Here is a 20,911-nt window from a genome sequence, read left to right as displayed (position 1 = left end):
GTTAAAGATCCTCCTTTTTGTGTGTGGCTTCGCACCTGCATCATAAAGGAGGATCTTTTTTTGTGCAATAGGTCCATACTTTCCCCACAGGAATAGCTCCTGCGGAAAAGGAGGAGCGGGGAGACCCCGCAGGCACGAGGAGGCTCAACGCCCTCCCCGCGGAAAGCAGCCCACCGCAGCGGAAAGGCACGGACCCTTAGCTCTTAGGGTCCCATCAAAAAAAAGAGCATGACCCAAAAGGCCACACTCCCAAAACTCATTCCATCCAATCCGGTTTCCCGAACCCTTTAAACTCATCATCAATCACTTTCTCAAACTCATCCGACTCCACAACCGCCTTGATATCCTTCGACACCTGTGAATCCTTATCATCCGTATTCACAACCACCCGGTTGCGGTACTCATCCGGCATATTCTCAAGCTGAAGCGCATCAAGCAGATCCATATCCGCCGCAAGAGCAAAGTTCCCAGGCACAGCCGCCAAATCGACACTATCCACCGTACGTGGAAGCTGAGCCGCTTCAATCGCCTTGAACTTCAAATTCTTCGCATTCGTCTCGATATCCTTCTCCGAAACCGTCAGCGGATTGCTGTCCGACTTCAACGTGATCAGCTTCGCATCGGCAAGGATCTGGAACGCACGTGCCGCATTCGTAGGATCGTTCGGAATTGTGATTTGGCTTCCTTCCTTGATGCTGTCGATGGAATCAAACTTATCAGAATAAATGCCCATCGGAGCCGTAGGAACGGAAATCAGCTCGGAAAGCTCGATCTTGTTTTCTTTCGCAAAGTTTTCCATGTAGATCTTATGCTGGAACAGGTTGGCATCAAGATCACCCTGTGCCAATGCATTATTTGGCTGGATGTAATCATTGAATTCCTTGACCGTCACTTTATAGCCTTTTTCTTCAAGACCCGGCTTGATGGCTTTTGTCACCATATCGCTGTAAGGTCCGGTTGTGGCTCCGATGGTGATGTCTTTTTCATCTTTTTTGTCGCTGCTGTTGCCGCACGCCGCCATGAGGCTGACTGCGATGGCAAGGCCGAGTAGTAATGTCCATTTTTTCATTGTGTTTCCTCCATTATCTATCGTTTGTCTACTGCTTTGGCAAAAATGTCGCCGGCATATTGGATGACTTGTACAAGACAGATCAAGACGACCACCGTCGTGAACATGACCGTGTTGTCATATCGGTAGTATCCGAACCGGATGGCAAGGTCACCGACCCCTCCCCCGCCGATTGTACCCGCCATGGCGGAGTAAGCGATAAGGGATATCGCCGTGATGGTGACGCCCTGGATGACAGCTGGTTTGGCTTCCGGAAGAAGCACATCCTTAATGATCATCCACGGGCTCGCCCCGACGGATACCGATGCTTCAATGACTCCCTTGTCGATTTCCTTCAGTGCGGTTTCGACGATCCGGGCGAAGAACGGAATTCCAGCGACGGATAGGGAGACTGAAGCCGCCGTCGGTCCGATCACATCCCCTGTGAGGATCTTCGTCAGAGGAAGGAGCGCCACCAGAAGGATGATGAACGGGACCGACCGGACCATATTCACAATGAATCCAACGATGGATTTCACGAAGCGGTTTTCGAGGAACAGCCCCTTATCCGTTGTGAAAAGAAGCACTCCGAGGGGAAGTCCGATGATAACAGCAATCAACAGGGATATCCCCACCATATACAATGTTTCTAAAAATGCCTGATTCAGATCCGGCAAGATGTCAATGATGGCTTCAGGCAGCATCTTCAAGCACCTCCAGACTTTGCGTACGCTGGGTAATGAATTCGATGGCGGCATCGATTTCGGCGCGTTCTCCGATCAATTCCATGATGAAGATCCCGAGTGGCACTTCCTGGATGTATTCGATCTTCCCGTGAAGGATATTCCCTTTCACGTGATACCGCTGGAAGACATCGGACACGACGCTTTCTTCTGCAATGGAGCCTTTGAATTGGATCTTGATCAACGTCCCTTTCCTTGCCTTCGCCAAATGATCCGGCAGGTCGAACTGAAGGATCGTCTCGATGAACTGCCTGGTCAGGGGCTCCTTCGGATTCGAGAAGAGATCATATACGGGACCTTCTTCAATGATCCGTCCATCCTGCATCACGGCCATCCGGTCGCAGATTTCCTTGACGACTTCCATCTCATGGGTGATGAGGACGATGGTCAGTCCGAGCTCTTCGTTCAGCTTTTTCAATAATTTCAGGATCGACCTTGTGGTATTCGGGTCGAGGGCGGATGTTGCTTCATCGCACAGAAGAACGGATGGATTGTTCGCAAGTGCCCGGGCAATCCCGACGCGCTGCTTTTGACCTCCGCTCAGCTGAGCGGGATAGGCATCTGCCTTATCCGATAGGCCGACCATGGCGAGAAGCTCTTCCACACGCGGCCGGATCTCAGCCTTTGGCACCTTGGCCGCTTTCAGGGCGAATGCCAGATTGCCGTAGACCGTCTTTGCCTTGATCAGGTGGAAGTGCTGGAAGATCATGCTCGTCTTCTGCCTTGCCGATCTGAGCTCGCGTGGAGACAGCTTCGTAAAGTCCAGTCCGTCGATGATGACCTCACCTGAAGTAGGTCTCTCCAACAGATTCAAGCAACGAATGAGGGAGCTTTTCCCAGCTCCGCTATACCCGACGATTCCAAAGATTTCTCCCTTTTCAATCTTGACGGAAACGTCATTGACGCCGATCACAGTTTGCTTTTTCGTTTTATACTCTTTCACAAGATGGTTGATCTCGATCATTGCGCTTCACCTCTTTTTCCAATAAAAAATGCCTCTTTCAGCTGAAAGAAGCATCGCATATCGATCATCGACTTATCTCTCAGAATGAAAACCATCCTGCAGGAATTAGCACCGTTCCATATGGAGGTTGCCGGACGTCATAGGGCCTGATCCCTCGGTCGCTCTTGATAATTTGAATACTATATAATTTTTGAAGATTTCATCTATAAGAGATAATAATGGGTATTTGGTTGGGTGTCAACTACCATTCACACCTATGGAAACCATGTAAGCGTTACCTTCACTTTAAGATTAGGCTCGAATTATTTTTGGTCCTTTCGAAAGGTTTGCTCATTTCCGCCAATCATTGGTCCCTGTTCATACTGCCACCACTTTGACGAAGCCTGCCATTTTCCATATGATAGGCTTACATCATCATTGATCCGGAGGTCACTATGAATATTCTATTAGTTGAAGACGATAAGACGATTGCAGCAGGACTTGAATACTCCCTGCAGAACGAGCAATTCGGCACATTTGTTTGCCATAATGTCGCTGCCGCTGAGGACATGATCAACACCCGCTGGACAGAGATTGATCTGTTCCTCTTTGATTTGTCCCTTCCCGACGGGAGCGGCTATGACCTGTGCTCCCTCGTAAAGAAAAAGACCGATAAACCGGTGATCTTCCTGACGGCCATGGACGAAGAAGTCAATGTGGTCATGGGTCTTGATATGGGAGCAGATGATTACATCACAAAGCCGTTCCGTGTCAGGGAACTCATGTCACGGATCAAGTCGGTCCTACGCCGCTACGATAAGCAGACGCCTGCCCATTTCACACTCGGCGACATCAAGATCCTTCCGGCTGAAGGCAAAGTATATAAGGGCGGCGAAGAAATCCAGCTGACGGCCCTCGAGTACCGGCTCCTTCTGATTTTTGCCCAGCACAAGGATCAGGTGCTCACGCGTACACAGCTCCTTGAGAAAATCTGGGATGTGGCAGGCGATTTCGTCAACGATAACACCCTCACCGTCTACATCAAACGGTTGCGTGAAAAACTGGAAGACGACCCGCAGAACCCCGGTATCATTAAGACGATCCGTGGAATGGGCTATAAGGCAGGAGACCGCTGATGCTGAGGAATAAAGAAATACGGGTGTTCCTTGTAACGATCGTGATCATCGCCGTCATCGGAACAATTTGCGCATCTTACATAAGTCTGCAAGCGTCTGTGGCCATAGCCGTCACCTCCCTCCTACTCATCACAAGCTTCATGCTTTACACAGCCTGGCGCTACAGGGAAATCGGGAAGCTTTCCGACTACCTTCGAAAGATATCAAATGGAGACTACTCCCTCGACGTTCGGGACAACCATGAGGGGGAGCTCAGCATCCTGAAGTCCGATATGTACAAGGTGACACTCCGACTATCGGAAAACAGCTCACGCCTCCAGGAAGACAAGCTCAAACTGACCGATGCCATCTCGGATATTTCCCATCAGCTTAAAACACCCCTCACCTCCATGATGGTCATGTCCGACCTGTTGAGGAATCCGGGCTTGGATGAAGGAAAACGCCGGGAATTCACACGCCGTATCCAGGTCCAGCTTGAACGGATCGAATGGCTCGTCTCCTCCCTATTGAAACTCTCAAAGATCGATGCGGGAACGGCACGCTTCAAGAAGGAGAATGTGGACGTGTCTGCCCTCATACGGGATGCCGTGGACCCTCTTCTCATCCCCATGGAGATCAAGGACGTAACACTTCAGATTGAAGACGAACCGGCCTCATTTGTTGGAGACGGGAACTGGACGAAGGAAGCCATCATCAATATATTGAAAAACAGCATCGAACACTCATCAGAGAGAGGACGTATCACCATCGCCTCTCAGGAAAATGCCCTTTTCACTGAAATCACCATTACTGATCAAGGCAGCGGGATCCCGAAGGAAGACCTCCCCCATATCTTCAAGCGCTTCTACCGGGGAAAGAATGCCACGGAAGACAGCGTCGGAATCGGCCTTGCCATGGCCTACAGCATCATGAAGAACCAGGACGGTGACATTGAAGTATCAAGCAGCCCTGCGGGAACGACCTTCTCACTCAAAATCTACAAACATACCATCTAGCCAGGTGACAGAATTGTCACTTTCACTGTCACGGAAGAGTCATTTTAGGCAGATATACTAAAAGCATCAACCAACTGGAGGTACAATTTTGTGAATATCTTACAAATTGAAAATCTGTCTAAAGTGTACGGAAAAGGGGAAACGGCGGTCAAAGCACTCGATAATGTTTCGTTCACAGTGAAACAAGGGGAATTCGTCGTCATCATCGGACCTTCGGGTTCTGGTAAATCGACGCTACTTCACATGCTCGGAGGAGTCGATCGCCCAAGCTCGGGACGCGTCCTCGTCAACGACACCGATATGTACAGCTTGAATGAAACCCAGCTTGCCATATTCAGAAGGAGGCAGATCGGGCTCATCTATCAGTTCTACAATTTGATCCCAATCCTGTCGGTGGAAGAAAATATCACACTTCCAATGCTTCTTGATAAGCAGAAAGTGGATCCGAAGCAGCTCAATGACATTACAACCAGACTCGGATTGACTGAAAGGCTCGGCCATCTGCCGAATCAGCTATCCGGTGGACAACAGCAGCGTGTATCCATCGGCCGAGCCCTCATCAGCAACCCGGCTCTCATGCTTGCCGATGAGCCGACGGGGAACCTTGACAGCAAGAACTCCGAGGAGATCATGGAACTCCTCAAAATGTTCAACAAGACATACAAACAGACGCTGATCGTCATCACCCATGACGAGCGCATCGCCATGCAGGCGGACCGCGTCATCTCCATCGAAGACGGGAAGATCTCCAAAGATGAGGTTCTCCGTCCATGAATATCATAAACAAACTGACCCTCAGACATTTGAAAGAAAACAAGCGCAGGACCATGGTCACCATCATCGGTGTCATCATCTCCGTCGCCATGGTGACCGCCGTCTCGACCCTGTTCGTCTCCTTCCTTGATCTCATGAAGCAGGACAACATCAATAAAGGCGGAGAATGGCACGTCCAGTACAAGGACATCAACCAGGAGCAGCTGGATGCCATTAAAAGTGCAGAGAATACGGATAGTGTTTTTCTTCGCAAAGACCTGGGGTATTCGAAAATTCAGGATCCCCCAAACGCAACCAAGCCGTACTTATTCTTCACCTCATTGGATAAAAAAGGCCTGAAGGAAATGCCTATTAAGCTGAAAGATGGACGCTTTCCTAAGAATGATGGGGAAGTCGTGGTTTCACAGGAGATCCTGAACCAGAAAAACAACAAACTTAAAATCGGTGATCCATTATCAGTCGAACTCGGTGACCGGTTAATGGACGATATGACTCTCTATCAGGACAATTCATTCAATGGAGACGAGGAGGATTTCCGCACTAAGGAAAAAGCCTCGTACACGATTGTCGGTACCATTGATAAACCTGATTGGGAATACCCATGGGCTCCGGGATATACGGTGATCAGCTTCTTGGACGATAAGCAGGCAGGAAGCACGGCGTTTATTACGGAGAAAAAGTTGAGCAAAAATCTCTTTGATGATGCAAAAGCCTTCGCAAAAAAACATGACATCACGACCGTTGAGTTCAACCACGAGCTTCTGCGCTATTACGGGGTTTCGAATAACGACAACCTTAATGCGACACTTTTTGGAATGGCTTCCATCATTGTTGGGATCATCCTGATAGGCTCCGTCGCTTTGATCTATAACGCTTTTGCTATCAGCGTTTCGGAGCGTGCCCGCCACCTTGGAATGCTCTCAAGCGTCGGTGCCACAAAGATCCAGAAACGAAACTCCGTCTTCTTTGAAGGGGCTATCATCGGCTTGATTTCCATCCCGATCGGCCTGATTGCCGGAATTGGTGGTATGGCCGTTACCTTCTGGTTCATGAATACCACTTTGACGAACGTATTTGCAGACGGATTAAAAATATCTGTTTCCATTACTCCATTTTCCATCCTTGCAGCATGTGCAGTCTCGATAATTACCATTTTCATCTCCACATTGATTCCTGCGAGAAGAGCGTCGAAGGTATCAGCCATTGACGCGATCAGGCAGACACAGGATGTAAAAATGAGCGGTCGTAGCGTAAAAACATCTAAACTCACCCGAAAAATGTTTGGCATCGAGGGAGAAATCGGGTTGAAAAATCTGAAACGGAACAAGAAGCGATACATCGCTACTGTATTCTCACTCGTCATCTCCATCATTTTGTTTCTCTCGGTATCGTTTTTCACTGACAACATCAAGAAATCAGCGGGCATGACACAGGAGAACTATGATTTTGACATACAACTCACTGGTCCATCCAACAACCTTGAAAGCCTGAAGCCATTTGTGAATGCGGAAAACGTCACAGATTCCGTCTTATTGGAATATGTCTCGTTCCAAAGCTGGCTAACCAGTAAGGACGTTCCATCGGCATTAAAGAAAGATCCTGATTACCATGCGAACTTAAATGATGGGAAGTATGCGTATAACCTCCAGCTGCATGGCCTTGACGAGGAAGATTTCAAGGAGTACCTCAAGAAAACCGGTAGTAAAGTCGATCCTGACGGGGTTGTTGTAATCAACATGCTTAAATATCAGGGATCAGATCGCAAATTCTATCAATCGGAAGCACTGGATCTTCAAAAAACGAAGAAGCTGGACTTGTATGACTTCAACGGTGAGGAAGATGAAAAAGTTGGATCCATTAATATCGACGGAGAAGCCGAAGAGGCACCAATGGGAATCAGAGTCGGTTATGGTCTAAACCTGATCATGAGCCGTGATACACTTCAGAAAATCCAAAAGGAAACCGGCTCAACTAATTCCATCCCTTTCCTTTATCTGAATAGCTCTGATCCTTCCGCAACCCAGGAGGCGATCGATGAGTCGAAAAGCGGAGACGTTGAGGTATTTAACATCACGCAAATGAAGGAAGAAAACGAACAGTTCTCCCTTCTGGTCTCCATCTTCGCCTACGGATTCATCACTCTGATTTCAGCCATTTCGATCGCGAATATCTTCAATACGATCTCGACAAGCATCTCACTACGGAAGCGTGAGTTCGCCATGCTGAAATCTGTGGGCATGACGCCGAAGGGCTTCAATAAGATGATCCATTATGAGAGCATATTCTATGGCTTGAAATCGCTCCTTTATGGTCTGCCAATCGGGTTCGCAGCCATGTATCTCATGCATATGGCCCTGAATGAATCGTTTGAATACAGCTTCTCCCCTCCTTGGATGAGCGTGCTGTTCGTGGTCGTTGCCATCTTTGCAATCGTGGGATCCGCCATGCTCTATTCCACAGGGAAGATCAAAAAACAGAACATCATCGACGGATTGAAGCAGGAAAACATTTAATAGGAAAAATCGGCTGTTAGCCATAGTAAAACCCGAATTCATTTGCCTGTGATGCAAATGAATTCGGGTTTTTAATTTATTTCATGAACATGACCATTTTATTGTCTCTAGCGGTTGATTGGAGTGCAAGACGAAGACTCCTGCGGGAAGAGTAGCTAATGTGAGACCCCGCAGGCTTGCCGAGGAGGCTCACGGGCTACCCGCGGAAAGCGAAGTCTTGCACGGAAATCATGAGCGGTAGTAAGAACCTACACTGATTGTCTATTCATTAAATGGGACTTGGTTAATTTTGTCCCAACCTCCTTCTTGCTTACATATCCTTACTTCACCGTCACCTCAATCGGCTCAGACACCACATTCCACTCTTCCCCGAGCATCGTGAACGTATGCTTGGCGAATACTTGTGCCTTTCCAGGGGCGATGGCTTCAATCGTATTGCCGTTGACTTTCACGACTCCATTCCCTTCGGCGACGAATAGTTCGGTCTCGATATTCTCACGATCGGCAACACGGTAGCTGACGCGTGCTTTTGCATGGATGGTTCGTGATTTTCCTTCTTTCAGGTTCACCTTTTTGATCGGCAGTTCAAGCTGTACAGGAGATTCCGTCAGCCATTGTGTGTAGTCCGTAATCGGTCCGATGAGTCCGTCTTTCAGCTTATCGGCAAACGGAGGCTCGGCACGGAACGTCCAGTGCATGCTCAGCATCCCACGCTGCCTCATGTATTGAATGAACTCTTTGTATAGGGAACCATAACTGGAATTAAGAGTCACATCGTTGATCGTTCCGTAATCCACGAGCTTCTTCGCATTCTTCAGCTTTTCCTGCAGGGTGCCCGGGACGGCTGAAGAGAATAGATATCCTCCAGGCAGCTCAGGAGCCAGTTCATTGGAGCGCTGCATGCTGTCGAGGTAGAAGCTTTGAAGGACCACCTGATCCATCATGCCTTCCTCCTTGATCTCCTGAATCGTCTGCTCCTCCACATCATGGGCTTTCAACTCTACAAGGAGCATGACATTCTTGCCCTTGAACTCCTGAAGATATTCCTTGAAGGTCGGTACCTTTTCGCCGGCAAATTTCTCATCGAATTTGATTCCGGCATCGAGTGCCCTTATTTCTGCAAGGGTCAGATCCTTGACGGCACCCGTTCCGTTCGTGGTTCGGTCCACCGTTTCATCATGGATGACCACTAGGTGACCGTCTTTCGTGCGCTGCACATCGGTCTCGATCTGATCGGCACCGAGCTCATACGCGAGACGGTACCCGGCCATGGTGTTCTCAGGAGCAAGGGACGGCACGCCGCGATGGGCAGCCACCATCGGCCGTTGAACGATCGTCTGATCCGGATACTGATCGAATGCCTTCACGGCAAGCTCAGGTGCGTTCGTGACGATCCCGTCGACGCCAAGGTGAATAAGCTCATGTGTCGACGCCATTGTATCACCACCTACGCCCCATACGGCAACCATCCGGTTATGAAGATAATACATACCTTCTTCCGTCAGGACATTCTGAGGGATCATGACCATCTTGCTTTCACTCTTATGGACATCCTGAACAATCTTCTTCAAATCATGTTTATTGAGATGACGTTGATCATAATAGAGTCCCCCACGGATCCTCGGGTTCAGGTCTTTCACTGCTTCAATGATCCCCGTCTGACTGGACACGACATGGACATCACTGATGGACAGATCATTGAGTAAATCGACGACGGATTCTTCAAGGCCACCCTTTTCCATATGTAACACCGGGATTTTCTTTCCTTTGAGCGTCATCAGGACGCTTCGAAGATCCTTTCCGTTTCCTTTCAGATTGCCTGCGTCCCCATCCACTTTGATCAGGGCGGAAGCCGTCTCATCATGCGGTACGTCGACACCTTCCCCGTTGATGATAGTAGGGGCGTTGATCATGGATGTTTGTGCTTCCTGAGGAAGGAGCGCCCCTTCACCGTCTACAGGCGGCAGCTCTCCTTCGAATGAAGTCAGTTTCACATTATCGTATTCGACCTTCGAACCGCTCGTCTGGAACCCGACGTCTCCATTCAGGTATTTCCCCGCTTGGTCTGTATCGATGACCAGCTGCCCGTTGACATACTGCTGGACGCGGTTTCCGCTTGCGACCACTTTCAACCGGTACGTCTTCCCATATTCCATATTTTCAGTGTAAAAGTTACGCTCCGGCACCAGCCATTTATCAGCCGGCGTCCGCTCTGCGAATTCCAGGCCATTCACGTCGGAAGCACCCCGGCGCACGGCAAACTGATAGTATGGATAGTTCTCGTTTTGGATTCGGTACATGAGCGATGCCCACCGCTTATCCTCCACGGCCGACTGGAACGTCACGTCCGCTTCGAATACATAATCCCCTTCATCCTCTTCCAAAGGGACGACGACCCTTGCAGGCTTCGAGGTGGCGGAGGAATTCAGGACGAGCTTCCCGTCCTGGACGGCCCCTTGTCCTTCTAAGAGCTTCCATCCATTGGGCAAACGGCCATTCGCGATATCATCAAAATCCTCTTCCAATAGAACCGGGCTTGCTGCTTGTACGGAATTGGTCTGGACAGGGGCAAATAAGCCCAATGCCAATGTAGAAACGGCCATTGTACTGAATAATTTCTTCACGTGTAAAACTCCCTCCCATGATTGGTTTTACTAGACTGATAGACGGACTGATCCAAAGGGCCGCACCCCACCTCCTTTCGTTCGGGTATGTTGCATTAAGGGGGAAATATGGTACACTTCAAATAGGTAAATAGACAGATAATTCTTAATATGACTGGGTGTGACTTCTTTGGAAATTGTAAACATGGTAGAGTCTCAGATCATCGCTTCCATCAAAGAAGAAAAGGATATTGATAAAGCGATCCGGAGCTCGGCGAACATCGCCTTTCTATTGATTGGGGATATCCTGACGGTCAAACCCTATATAGAGAAATTGAAAGAAGCCAATATGTATATCTTTATCCACCTCGATTTCATCGAGGGGTTGTCCAATACGAAGGGAGCGGTGAAATTCGTCGCCGACGTCTGGAATCCGACGGGCATCATCTCGACTAAAACCAATATGATCCGCTATGCCAAAGATGAAGGACTCGTGACGATCCAGCGCATCTTCCTCATTGATAGGGGCGCCCTTCAAAAAGGAATTGAAATGATCAAGTCGTGTAAACCCGATGCTGTTGAAGTGCTACCGGGACTCATGCCGCGTGTGATCGACCAGCTGTCGCACCAGCTCAAGCTCCCCCTCATCGTCGGGGGACTCATCCAGGAGAAGAAAGATATCCTCGATGCCCTTGAAGCCGGTGCCCTGGCTGTCTCATCCGGTGACCCGAATATGTGGAAATTCGACTTATAGATTCACGATCTCCTTAATGCTATCAAGCACATATGAAGGCTGATATGAAGATTTTGTTAACATTTCTTTATTTGTTACCCCGGTGAGCACAAGGACCGATTGCAATCCGTTCTCGATCCCCATCCTGATATCCGTCTCGAGGCGGTCCCCGACCATGTAACAGTCGGCCGGATCCAGCTTCAACACTTGAGAGACCACGTATTCGGCCATCCATTTCGACGGTTTGCCCGTGATGGACTCGATCCTCTCACCCGTCACACCCTCAAGGGCCCCGATCATCGCCCCGCAATCAGGAATCTGTCCGCCGAGCACGGGACAGGTCCTGTCAGGATTCGTTGCGATGATCCTCGCCTTATTGAGCCATGCCTGAAAAGCCAGATTGATTTTTTCATAGCTGAACTCCCGGTCCCATCCGAGGACGACGAACTTCGCCTGTCCTGCATCCTGGGTGAGGGTGATCCCCTCCTCCTCCAGTTCATCCAACAGGGGCTTTTCCCCGATGACAAGCGCCGCTTCCCCCGACTCCAGTGCATCCTTCAGAAACTTTGCCGTGATGAAATTGGAATTGATCACTTCATCAAGCCCCACTTCGATCCCGAGCTTCCTAAGTTTCTTCACATAATCCATCCTTGTGGAGATGGATTTATTCGTAAGGAAGACGACCTTATCGCCCCGTTGTTTCAGGGCGGCGATGGCGTCTGCCGCCCCTTCGATCATTTCTTCATCCAAATACACTGTTCCATCCAAATCAAAGATAAATCCTCTAGTCACGTTCTACCTTCACCGTCCTACAGTTGATTTTTCGACATGCGATTGGCTATTGCCTGGAGCAGGAGGACGATGATGACGAGCACCACAGACATCGCTGCCGCCGTGTAATATTCCCCTCGCAGGATATTCTGGAAGATTGCCAGACTCATAGGCGCCCAATCGGCCGGGGCCAGTAATATAGATATACTCGTTTCCTTGATAACGGTGATGAAAACGAGGATCGAACCTGCGGCAATACCCGGAAGCATCAGCGGACCGATGATCGTGACAGCTGCCGTCAACGGAGTCGCCCCGAGATTCACGGCCGCTTCCCCGATATCCTGCTTGATGGCCCTCATCGTTCCCATCGTGGATCGCACCATGTATGGCAGCCTCCGGATCGTATAGGCGACGATGAGAAGGACCGCAGTACCAGTCAGGTGGAGAGGCGCCGTATTGAACGTCTGGATCAGGGCAATCCCGAATGCGATCCCCGGTACCACAAGGGGAATCGACGTCATGAAATCAAGCTTGTTGGAATTCTGCCTGACAACGAAATAAGAGACGAACGTCGCGATGATCACACTCAGAACAAGGGCTCCGAGAGCCAGGACGATACTATTCTGGATATTCCCGAGGGAACTCGTGAATATCGTCTTATAGTGGTCAAGTGTATAGCCGTTCGGCAAAGGATTCTTCCCCCATGTGGTTGCAAGGGACTGCATAAGAATCGACAGCATGGCAAGAAGCGGGAACAGGACGAGTACGAAAGAATAAACGGAAAGCGTGCGCGTCAATCCTTTTGAATCATTCAGCTTCTGCTGCTTAGGCTTACCTGAGACGGAGCCATAGTTCTTCCCCTTCGTGAACAGATGCTGCAGCCAGAAGAAGAAGGCCGCCACGAGGACCATGATCACCGTCAGGATCGCAGCTCCACCCCAGTTGAAGAAGCCGGCAATTTCCCGGTACGCTTCGACGACAAGGAGGTTCATCTCTTTCGGTGCAAGGATGATCGGCGTCCCGAAATCGGAGAACGAAACCGTGAAGATCAAGAGCGCGCTCGAGATCACCCCTGGTATTGCAAGGGGGAACGTGACGAAGATAAACGTGAACCAGTTCTTCGCTCCAAGGTTCAAGGATGCCTCCTCTAGGGAGATATCACTCACCTTGAATGCTGCCACCATGGGCCACAGGGCATACGGGAAGAAGAAAAATACCTGGACCAGGACGATACCGGCCATGGAATAAGGGTCGATCAGCATCCCTTCCCCGCCAAGCTTCTGATAGAGGTACGTCACCCACCCCGACCGGCCGAACATGATGATCACGGCATACGCCGAGATGAACGTCGGAACGATGAGGGGGATCGTACAGAGTGCCGAGATCGTCTTCTTGAGCGGCATCGTCGTCCGTGCAATCCCATAGGCGATCGGTATGCACATGACAATGACGATCAATGCCACCAGGACGGCGAGTCCCAGGCTGTTTTTAACCGCCGAGAAATACGTTTTATTCGTGAAGATCTTTTCATAGTTTTCAAGGGACACGGCCTTGAACTTCTCCACCGTGGAACTGAAGATCGCCGGATCCGTAATGGAGCCGAGTAGGTTCACAGGCTGCCCCGTGAAGCTGACAAGGAACACCGACAGGAGCGGAAGGATCAGGAAGACACCAAAGAAAAGATAGATCAAGATCTTGACGACGCTTAGTCCATTCCACCGTCCCTTCATATGAGAAGCACCCTTTCAGGATCGATGGTGAGCTGGATCATTTCCCCTTCAGCAAGGATCGGTTCACCCGGCACGAAGGTCGTGTCCACGACAAGCTGATACTCATCGACCTGAACATCGTAGCGGACGATGGACCCAAGATAGGTGGAGACGAGCACTTTCCCTTCGATGATGTTTGTCGCTTCACTTGTGATGGTCCCAGGCTTGAAGGTGTTGATGTTTTCCGGACGTACGATGACATTGACCTCTTTATTGTCCACGCGGTGGGTCGATTTCAGCACATAGCCTGCACCCTTCACGACCGAATAGCCGTTCTCCGTATCCACGACGGTGCCTTTCATGACGTTCGACGTACCGACAAAATTCGCAATGAAGGGAGTCGAAGGCCTGCTGTAGAGCTCGATGGGTGTCCCGATCTGTTTCACTTCCCCACTGTCCATGACCGCGACCCTGTCTGCCATGCTCATGGCTTCCTCCTGATCATGAGTAACGAAGATCGTCGTGATGCCAAGGTCCTGCTGGATGCGGCGGATCGTATTCCGCATGGAATGGCGAAGCTTTTGGTCAAGGTTTGAAAGGGGCTCATCCATAAGGAGGACCGCCGGCTCCATGACCAGGGCGCGGGCAAGGGCGACACGCTGCTGCTGACCACCGGACAGCTCGCTCGTCAGACGCTTCGCATGCTTGTCAAGCTCTACGTATTCTAGGATCTCCATGACCTTTTGCTCCATGGCTTTCGGATAGCGGCCGAATTTCCGGTTTAAGAGCCGCAAGTAGATCGGGAGCTTCGCGGCTACATTGCTCGCGTTCAGCTGTTTGATGTTGAGGCTGTATGCGACATTTTCAAACACATTCATGTGGGGGAACAAGGCGTAGCTTTGGAACACCATCCCGCAGTTCCGCTGGTTAGGCGGGATGCGGTTCACCTCTTTTTGTCCAATGGTGATGATGCCGGATGTCGGCTGTTCAAATCCTGCAATACAGCGCATCGTCGTCGTCTTCCCGCACCCCGAAGGGCCGAGGAGGGCGAAGAATTCCCCCTCCTGGATATCAAGGTTGACGTTTTTAAGCGCATGCACGCCAGAAAATTCTTTTGTTAGTTGTGTCACTTTGACTGAACCCATTCTTATCTCATCCCCTATTTTTGTGTATTACTGAAACTTATCTTTCCATTCATTCCTTACGCGATCGTAGTTGTCATTCACCCAGTCGATATCAAGATCGACGGCATGCGGTTTAACTTTTTCAAGTGTAAGAGGGGTCTTGGACTCCACTTCAGGGTTGATCGGGATATGATACCAGTTGGCAAGGATCTGCTGACCATCCTTGGAGAGAAGGAAATCCATGAGCTTTTTGCCGCCATCGGGATTCGGTCCGCCTTCGACGATGGATACAGGGTTCGTCAGGATCGGTGTTTTATCCGGAACGACGAAATCGACGCTTTCCCCTTTTGCTTTCTGCTCGTAAGCCATGAAGTCAAAGCCGACTCCGATATGGGCTTCACCCATTGAAACCGCTTTCGTAGGAGCGGAACCTGAATCCGGCATGGAGTTTGCCTGATCTACGAGCTTTTCGAAGTACTCCCAGCCCTCTTTTTCACCGCGTTGCATCATCTGATTCAATACCATGAGGGTGGCGGTTCCCGATGCAGCCGGGTTAGAGAACTGAATCTTTCCTTTCCACTTCGGATCAAGAAGATCATCCCATGTCTTCGGCGCTTCTTCCTCCGATACCAGCTCTGTATTATAAGCAAATCCGAGAACGAAGATTTCCGTACCCACATACTTGCCATCTTCATGTTTCACTTTGATCCCGTCTTCAACATTTTCCCAATCTTTAGCGAAATCCGGAATATAGGACCCGATGATTCCTTTATCGGCTGCCGCTTCGAATGGGAGGATCCCCCCACCTCCATACCATACGTCCCCTTGAGGATTATCCTTTTCCGCCATCATCCTGTTCACCAATACGTTCGTCCCCGCATATTGGACGTCAACGGAACCACCGTGGAGTTCCTCGAATTTTTGACCGAGTTCCTTCGTCATATCCGGTGTTTCCGGAGAATAGAACGTAATCTGTCCCGTTTTGCCGTCTCCATCACCGGAACTCTTCTCTCCTGCGCAACCTGCAAGCAGGCTTCCTGCCAGGATCATGGAAGCCACGACCGATAGTGATTTTTTCATCTTGAAATCCCCCTATTTTGTTTTTTCGAGTTTCCGGGCAAAGAAAAAGAGAAGACACGCCAATGTAAACCCTTACATTTTAAGGGTCATCATTTGGGCTTCTTCTCAAAGTCTCTTCCCAGTCCTATTCGATTACATTAATTATACAAAACTATCTGAATTTTACAACATATAATTTACAAATTGTTTTACAAATGGGAAGAAGGGCATGGATAGCCACGCCCTTCTCTCTTACTCTATTCGTTTCGTAAACACGTGGAATGAAACGCCAAATGGATCCCTCACGAACCCATATCCTTCCGTATAAAACTCCGGAGTGAAAGGCTTTAGGATCTCTGCTCCGCTACTCACCATTTTGTCATATATCCCCTTGGCTTCTTCCACCGTTTCAAATGTAAGACATAAGGAAATATGACTACCTGGTGAAACAGGTAATCCTTCCGTATCATCAGCAAGCATCAAACTGATGTTTCCGAACGAGAGGACAGCTTGGTCGATCCGATTCAGTTGATCTTGTTCTATGCCGATCTTCGCACCTTCAGGTCGATCGCTTATACGTTGGATGTATCGTGTTTCGGCATCAAATATGCCTTCATAAAACTCTCTTGCTTCTTCTGCCTGGCTTGTCATAAGTACATAAGGTGATACGTCGAATGTCATGATTCATGTCCTCCTTTTCGGTATACTGACAGTATAGAACTGATCGGTGTCAGTTTCCGGCACCGTTGGGAGGATGACAGTGAAAAAATCTACTCGATTGTATCATATGATCCATTACATGAATGAGGTTCATCATTTCACGTTGAGTGATTTGATGAAAGAATTCAACATTTCCAAAAGCACGGCACTTCGGGATATGAGAGACCTCGAGGATCTTGGTGTCCCATTCTATAGCGAAAGCGGTCAGCATGGCGGGTATCGCATCATACACGAAAGGGGCTTAACGAAGATCGATCTTACTCCACAGGAGCTGCTTGCCCTTCTCTTTGCCCTAGGAAGCATATCTCAGCTTCCAACAATCCCATTTAACGCTACATATGACGGGATATATCGCAAAATCATCAGCCATTCAAGGGTTGAACAAAAAGAGGAAATCGATCGGTTTTTAGGTAAATTCCAGTATTTCAACAGAAGTGGACAATCCACCATTCCACACTTTGAGAAAATGGTTCAATCCTCATTCTGCCAGCAGATCTCCATGATCCATTATCATGGTCGGAGCCTAACTTCCCCTTACTTGGTGGTCGGTTTCTTATTCAAAAACAACAAATGGTATGCAGTAGTGTTGGACATTCAAACAAACCGTGTGCATCTGTTCAGTATGGAAAAGATTGAAAGTGTAGAGCTGACAGACGAGGTAGCCGACACTGGCGGCGTCACCCTTGAAAACTTCACTGAATACATGAATACGGGAGATTTGGAAATCATGGTTCAATGCACAGAAAGGGGGCTATCCGATCTGTCTTCATATTTATGGGCAGAACAAAAGGTGATCAATCAGGACGGACGCATACTCTTTACATCCACCATACATCCTGGTGATATTCCTTTTATCGCCAAGCTTCTCACGAGATCAGGAAGGGAAGTGAAAGTCCTTTCCCCTCCAGAGTTAGTAGAAGCAGTGAAGGAAGAACTTTCCTTCTCCCTCGCCCAGTACCAATAAAAAACACCTGCGAGGCTGTTGCAATAGCCTCGCAGGTGTCCAGTCTTACCTTCTTTCCGCACAGCTCTCCCTCTTCACCAAGTGATTCGGGACAACAACCTTTTTGGCGAGCTCCCGCTTGGATTGGATTTGATCCATAAGAAGCTCGACAGCGGATTCACCCATGAATTCCGTGTACACTTTCACCGTGGTGAGGGACGGCTGCAGGAATTTGGAGGTGGCGATGTCGTTGAAACCGACAATCGATACCTGCTCCGGCACCTGATACCCGGCTTCATGGAGGGACCGGATCGCCCCAATCGCCATGGAGTCGGAAGCGATGAAGAAGGCGGTGGGAAGCCGCTCTCCCTCCAAGGCTTCTTTCATGAGGCGGTAGCCGTCTTCCGAGGTGAAATTCCCTTTCGTCCACGTGAATTCCGGATGATACATTCCCCGGAGGGCCTGGTACTGATAGAATGAGCATTCACGCTCATCACGGATCGGCTGGTCTTTCGTTACGAACTCCTGTCCGCCTATGTATCCAATGTCTTCGTGACCGAGAGATGAAAGGTAATCAAGGACTTCATTCATCGCCTTCCTGAAGTCCACGACCACACAGTCATAATCATCACTAGGTGAGTAATCGACCAGAACGAGATGACGGGCGGCGCCTTCGAACAGATCGATTTCCTCCTGGCTGTATTTTCCGACGGCAATGATGCCGTCCAGTCCTTCAAGGCGAGATGGATCAAGATCGTCCCCGTTCTTGAACAGCTTGATGAGGTCGATATTCCTCTCCTGACACTCCCGTTCAACGCCTGACCGGATTGCCATATAATAGGGATCCGCCATCTCTTGCTGCTCGGAGTACCAGTAGACCAGGCCGAACAACATGCGTTCCTTCATCTGCTGTGGGTCCTTCCGGTTGCGGAGCGTTTTGTAATTCATATCCTGGGCGATCTGGAAGACCCGCTTCTTTGTTTCATCGGCAACAGAGAGCGTTTCATCATAGTTCAGGACCCTGGAGACCGTAGCAAGTGAGACACCTGCCTTTTTTGCAATATCCTTCAAAGTGGCCATCCCACTTCCTCCTTCTGGTTCATGCATTCATTTCTATTATAGCGAAGAAGCGGGCATCACACACTTCATTCTCTGAGTTATTCCCATTCCACGATGGTGCTGGCATAGGGTGCAAGCGTATGGTTACCGACGATTTTTTCGTCTCCCGTATGGTTCAGCAGGAACAGATGGTCCTTGCCATCCAGCGTACGCTTATACACTTCGACCCCTGGTTCGGTGTCCATGGACCAGATTCCGTGGCGGTCGATGACGCTCTTTCCGATTTCCTTCAATGACTCTTGGTCAAGCCCTCCACCGATGTAATACACCTGCCCTTTTCCATAGGTGTTCCGTGTAACGGCGGCTTTTTCTTCGTAGAATGCATCCTGATAGCGGTAGAGAACCTCGGCCGTGTCGGGGGTGATAAGGTCACGCCATACCGTGACCGTCCCGGTCCCCTCACCTCTGACGGTCAATTCCTGCCCGTCGGCAAGGGCCTCGGTTTCATGGATGCGGATGCCGCACAGGTCGTTCACCATACCAGGCAGGGCTTCCCCGAGACGGATGTTATTGTCCTCATCCCTTAGTCCCGTCCTGAAGGAGAAGAGGATCGTCCCGCCGTTATCGGCAAACGTCCGCAATCTGTCAGACAGCTTAGAATCCATCATCTGCATCACAGGCACGACCAGTACTTTATACGAATCAAACGACCGGTCGACAGGGATCACATCGATAGCGGTGTTCCAGTCGTAGAACGCCTGATACATCCGCGTCAGCTCCTTCGTGAAGTCGAAGCCCGAGCTCTGGACCTGTGAGCGCCATGACCAGATGTTGGCATAGCTGTACAGGACGGCGACATCGGCTTGGATCGGAGCGTTCAACAGCTCTTCGTGAGACTTGATCTCAGAGAAGAGGGACTGGACTTCCTTATACTTGCGTCCCCGGTGGTTATCATGGTCCACGACCCCGAAGCAGAACTGCTCTGCTCCTTTGGTCATCCCCCTCCACCGGAAGTACAGAAGATCGGTACAACCGTGTGCAAACGCCTGGTAGGACCACATCTTCGCCTGATTCGGCCGTGGCAGATACCCGATGACGTCATGTCCCTGCGCCCCCATGAGTTCCTCCACGATCCAGTAGTTCTTTCCGAGGAGACCACGGTTGAAGTCATGGTTCATAGCCACTTCTGCCGGCGAAATCGGTTCCGTCAGACCACCCCACACCGGATAGTTATCGTACGAAACGACATCAAGCTCCCGGGCATGCTCAGGGTGATCGAACCACTTATCAAAGAACCCTCCCGACACATTCGTCGTGACAAGCTGATGATCGCCTTTGAATTCCCTGACGATCCTCACCATTTCTTTCGCATAGCGATTCACGGAGAACGAACGGAATTTTGCCCAATCGAGCTTCAAGGATGGGTTGTGCGTCGTGACTGTCGGGGTCGGCATCGGGATTTCGTCGAATCCGTTATACGTCTGCCCCCAGAAGATCGTGCCCCAGCGCTCATTGAGCTCGTCGACGGTCTTGTATTTATCCTCAAGGAATGTCTGGAACCCTTCATGACACTGCCCGCAGTAGCACTGATCACTGCCTTCGTGACCGAACTCATTGTCGATCTGCCAGACGGTGATGCCAGGCTCCTTGCTGTAGTGCTTCACGAGCTCCTCAGTGATGCGCGAGCTGTAGGCCCAATAATCCTTGGAATTGAAGCAATACTGCCTTCTCCCCCCGAAGCTCCTCGTGAGCCCCCTCTCATCCTTTGACAAGATGGACGGATGCTTCTTCGCGAGCCACGCCGGGAACGTCGCCGTCGGTGTCCCGAACATGACGGACAGATTCCGCTCCTTTGCTTTCGATATCACTTCATCAAAGAAGGAAAAGTCGAATTCCCCTTCCCTGCTCTCCATGAGATGCCAAGCAAATTCGCCGATCCTGATCATGGTGGATCCCATTTCTTTGATGCCATCAAGGTCTTCATCCATCATGTCTTTCGGCCAATGCTCCGGATAATAATCTACTCCCAAATACATAT

At 49.9% G+C, this 20,911-nt stretch carries 17 protein-coding genes and 1 riboswitch; of the genes, 6 read left to right on the top strand and 11 right to left on the bottom strand.

The features are described 5' to 3' along the window. Positions 1–256: 256 nt before the first annotated feature. Genes ABJ225_RS20850 through ABJ225_RS20840 form a run of 3 tightly spaced genes read right to left on the bottom strand, consistent with a single transcriptional unit; the run spans position 257 to position 2,755 of the window. Positions 257–1,069 carry a MetQ/NlpA family ABC transporter substrate-binding protein gene (locus tag ABJ225_RS20850; protein WP_056540175.1) on the bottom strand — a complete coding sequence of 271 codons (813 nt, stop codon included), beginning with the start codon at positions 1,067–1,069 and terminating at the stop codon, positions 257–259. 17 nt (positions 1,070–1,086) lie between these two features. Then, a complete protein-coding gene (locus tag ABJ225_RS20845) occupies positions 1,087–1,752 on the bottom strand; it encodes a methionine ABC transporter permease (RefSeq protein ID WP_056540170.1) in 666 nt (221 codons plus the stop codon). Next, positions 1,742–2,755 (bottom strand): methionine ABC transporter ATP-binding protein, encoded by a 1,014-nt coding sequence (locus tag ABJ225_RS20840; protein WP_048006549.1) that lies wholly within the window; start codon positions 2,753–2,755, stop codon positions 1,742–1,744. Before ABJ225_RS20840 ends, ABJ225_RS20845 begins: the two co-directional genes overlap by 11 nt. Positions 2,756–2,824: 69 nt before the next feature. Continuing rightward, positions 2,825–2,929: riboswitch (SAM riboswitch) on the bottom strand. A 260-nt stretch (positions 2,930–3,189) separates the two neighbouring features. Here ABJ225_RS20840 and ABJ225_RS20835 point away from each other — a divergent pair. From ABJ225_RS20835 to ABJ225_RS20820, 4 genes are all read left to right on the top strand, one after another. Further along, on the top strand, positions 3,190–3,870 hold the full coding sequence (locus ABJ225_RS20835; RefSeq protein ID WP_079515455.1) for a response regulator transcription factor: 681 nt from the start codon (positions 3,190–3,192) through the stop codon (positions 3,868–3,870). Then, a complete protein-coding gene (locus tag ABJ225_RS20830) occupies positions 3,870–4,865 on the top strand; it encodes a sensor histidine kinase (RefSeq protein WP_347321526.1) in 996 nt (331 codons plus the stop codon). The genes ABJ225_RS20835 and ABJ225_RS20830 overlap by 1 nt, the downstream gene beginning before the upstream one ends. A gap of 90 nt (positions 4,866–4,955) precedes the next feature. Beyond that, positions 4,956–5,639, top strand: a complete 684-nt coding sequence (locus tag ABJ225_RS20825) for an ABC transporter ATP-binding protein (RefSeq protein WP_048015859.1) — start codon at positions 4,956–4,958, stop codon at positions 5,637–5,639. Continuing rightward, complete coding sequence (locus ABJ225_RS20820) at positions 5,636–8,152, top strand: FtsX-like permease family protein (RefSeq protein WP_347321525.1); 2,517 nt, start codon at positions 5,636–5,638, stop codon at positions 8,150–8,152. Before ABJ225_RS20825 ends, ABJ225_RS20820 begins: the two co-directional genes overlap by 4 nt. Before the next feature lie 320 nt (positions 8,153–8,472). Here the strand turns inward: ABJ225_RS20820 and ABJ225_RS20815 are convergent, their stop codons facing one another. Next, the gene (locus ABJ225_RS20815; RefSeq protein ID WP_347321524.1) at positions 8,473–10,776 is read right to left on the bottom strand and encodes a glycerophosphodiester phosphodiesterase family protein; all 2,304 of its coding nucleotides are present in this window, start codon (positions 10,774–10,776) and stop codon (positions 8,473–8,475) included. A 169-nt stretch (positions 10,777–10,945) separates the two neighbouring features. Here ABJ225_RS20815 and ABJ225_RS20810 point away from each other — a divergent pair, with 169 nt between their 5' ends. Next, positions 10,946–11,509: a glycerol-3-phosphate responsive antiterminator gene (locus ABJ225_RS20810; protein WP_053429037.1), complete on the top strand. Its 564-nt coding sequence runs from the start codon at positions 10,946–10,948 to the stop codon at positions 11,507–11,509. Here the strand turns inward: ABJ225_RS20810 and ABJ225_RS20805 are convergent. The 5 genes from ABJ225_RS20805 to ABJ225_RS20785 all read right to left on the bottom strand — a co-directional run bounded on the left by ABJ225_RS20805 (position 11,504) and on the right by ABJ225_RS20785 (position 16,832). Beyond that, positions 11,504–12,280, bottom strand: a complete 777-nt coding sequence (locus ABJ225_RS20805) for an HAD-IIA family hydrolase (protein WP_347321523.1) — start codon at positions 12,278–12,280, stop codon at positions 11,504–11,506. The genes ABJ225_RS20810 and ABJ225_RS20805 overlap by 6 nt on opposite strands. Positions 12,281–12,297: 17 nt before the next feature. Beyond that, positions 12,298–13,989: an ABC transporter permease gene (locus ABJ225_RS20800; protein WP_347321522.1), complete on the bottom strand. Its 1,692-nt coding sequence runs from the start codon at positions 13,987–13,989 to the stop codon at positions 12,298–12,300. Then, positions 13,986–15,113, bottom strand: a complete 1,128-nt coding sequence (locus tag ABJ225_RS20795; RefSeq protein WP_347321521.1) for an ABC transporter ATP-binding protein — start codon at positions 15,111–15,113, stop codon at positions 13,986–13,988. Before ABJ225_RS20795 ends, ABJ225_RS20800 begins: the two co-directional genes overlap by 4 nt. A gap of 27 nt (positions 15,114–15,140) precedes the next feature. Then, a complete protein-coding gene (locus ABJ225_RS20790; RefSeq protein WP_218246381.1) occupies positions 15,141–16,172 on the bottom strand; it encodes an ABC transporter substrate-binding protein in 1,032 nt (343 codons plus the stop codon). A 231-nt stretch (positions 16,173–16,403) separates the two neighbouring features. Next, entirely contained in the window at positions 16,404–16,832 is a 429-nt protein-coding gene (locus ABJ225_RS20785) for a VOC family protein (RefSeq protein WP_347321520.1), read from the bottom strand. Positions 16,833–16,911: 79 nt separating this feature from the next. Between ABJ225_RS20785 and ABJ225_RS20780 the strand changes: the two genes are divergently transcribed. Beyond that, positions 16,912–17,835: a helix-turn-helix transcriptional regulator gene (locus tag ABJ225_RS20780; RefSeq protein WP_347321519.1), complete on the top strand. Its 924-nt coding sequence runs from the start codon at positions 16,912–16,914 to the stop codon at positions 17,833–17,835. Positions 17,836–17,880: 45 nt separating this feature from the next. On the opposite strand, the gene ABJ225_RS20775 is transcribed toward ABJ225_RS20780, so the two are convergent. Then, positions 17,881–18,894 carry a LacI family DNA-binding transcriptional regulator gene (locus ABJ225_RS20775; protein ID WP_347321518.1) on the bottom strand — a complete coding sequence of 338 codons (1,014 nt, stop codon included), beginning with the start codon at positions 18,892–18,894 and terminating at the stop codon, positions 17,881–17,883. Between the two features lie 77 nt (positions 18,895–18,971). Then, positions 18,972–20,909, bottom strand: a complete 1,938-nt coding sequence (locus ABJ225_RS20770) for a beta-galactosidase (RefSeq protein WP_347321517.1) — start codon at positions 20,907–20,909, stop codon at positions 18,972–18,974. Positions 20,910–20,911 lie beyond the last annotated feature (2 nt).

It is taken from the genome of Rossellomorea sp. RS05, from assembly GCF_039822645.1.
Lineage (GTDB): Bacteria > Bacillota > Bacilli > Bacillales > Bacillaceae_B > Rossellomorea > Rossellomorea marisflavi_B.
This window is presented reverse-complemented; position numbering and strand designations above follow the sequence as displayed.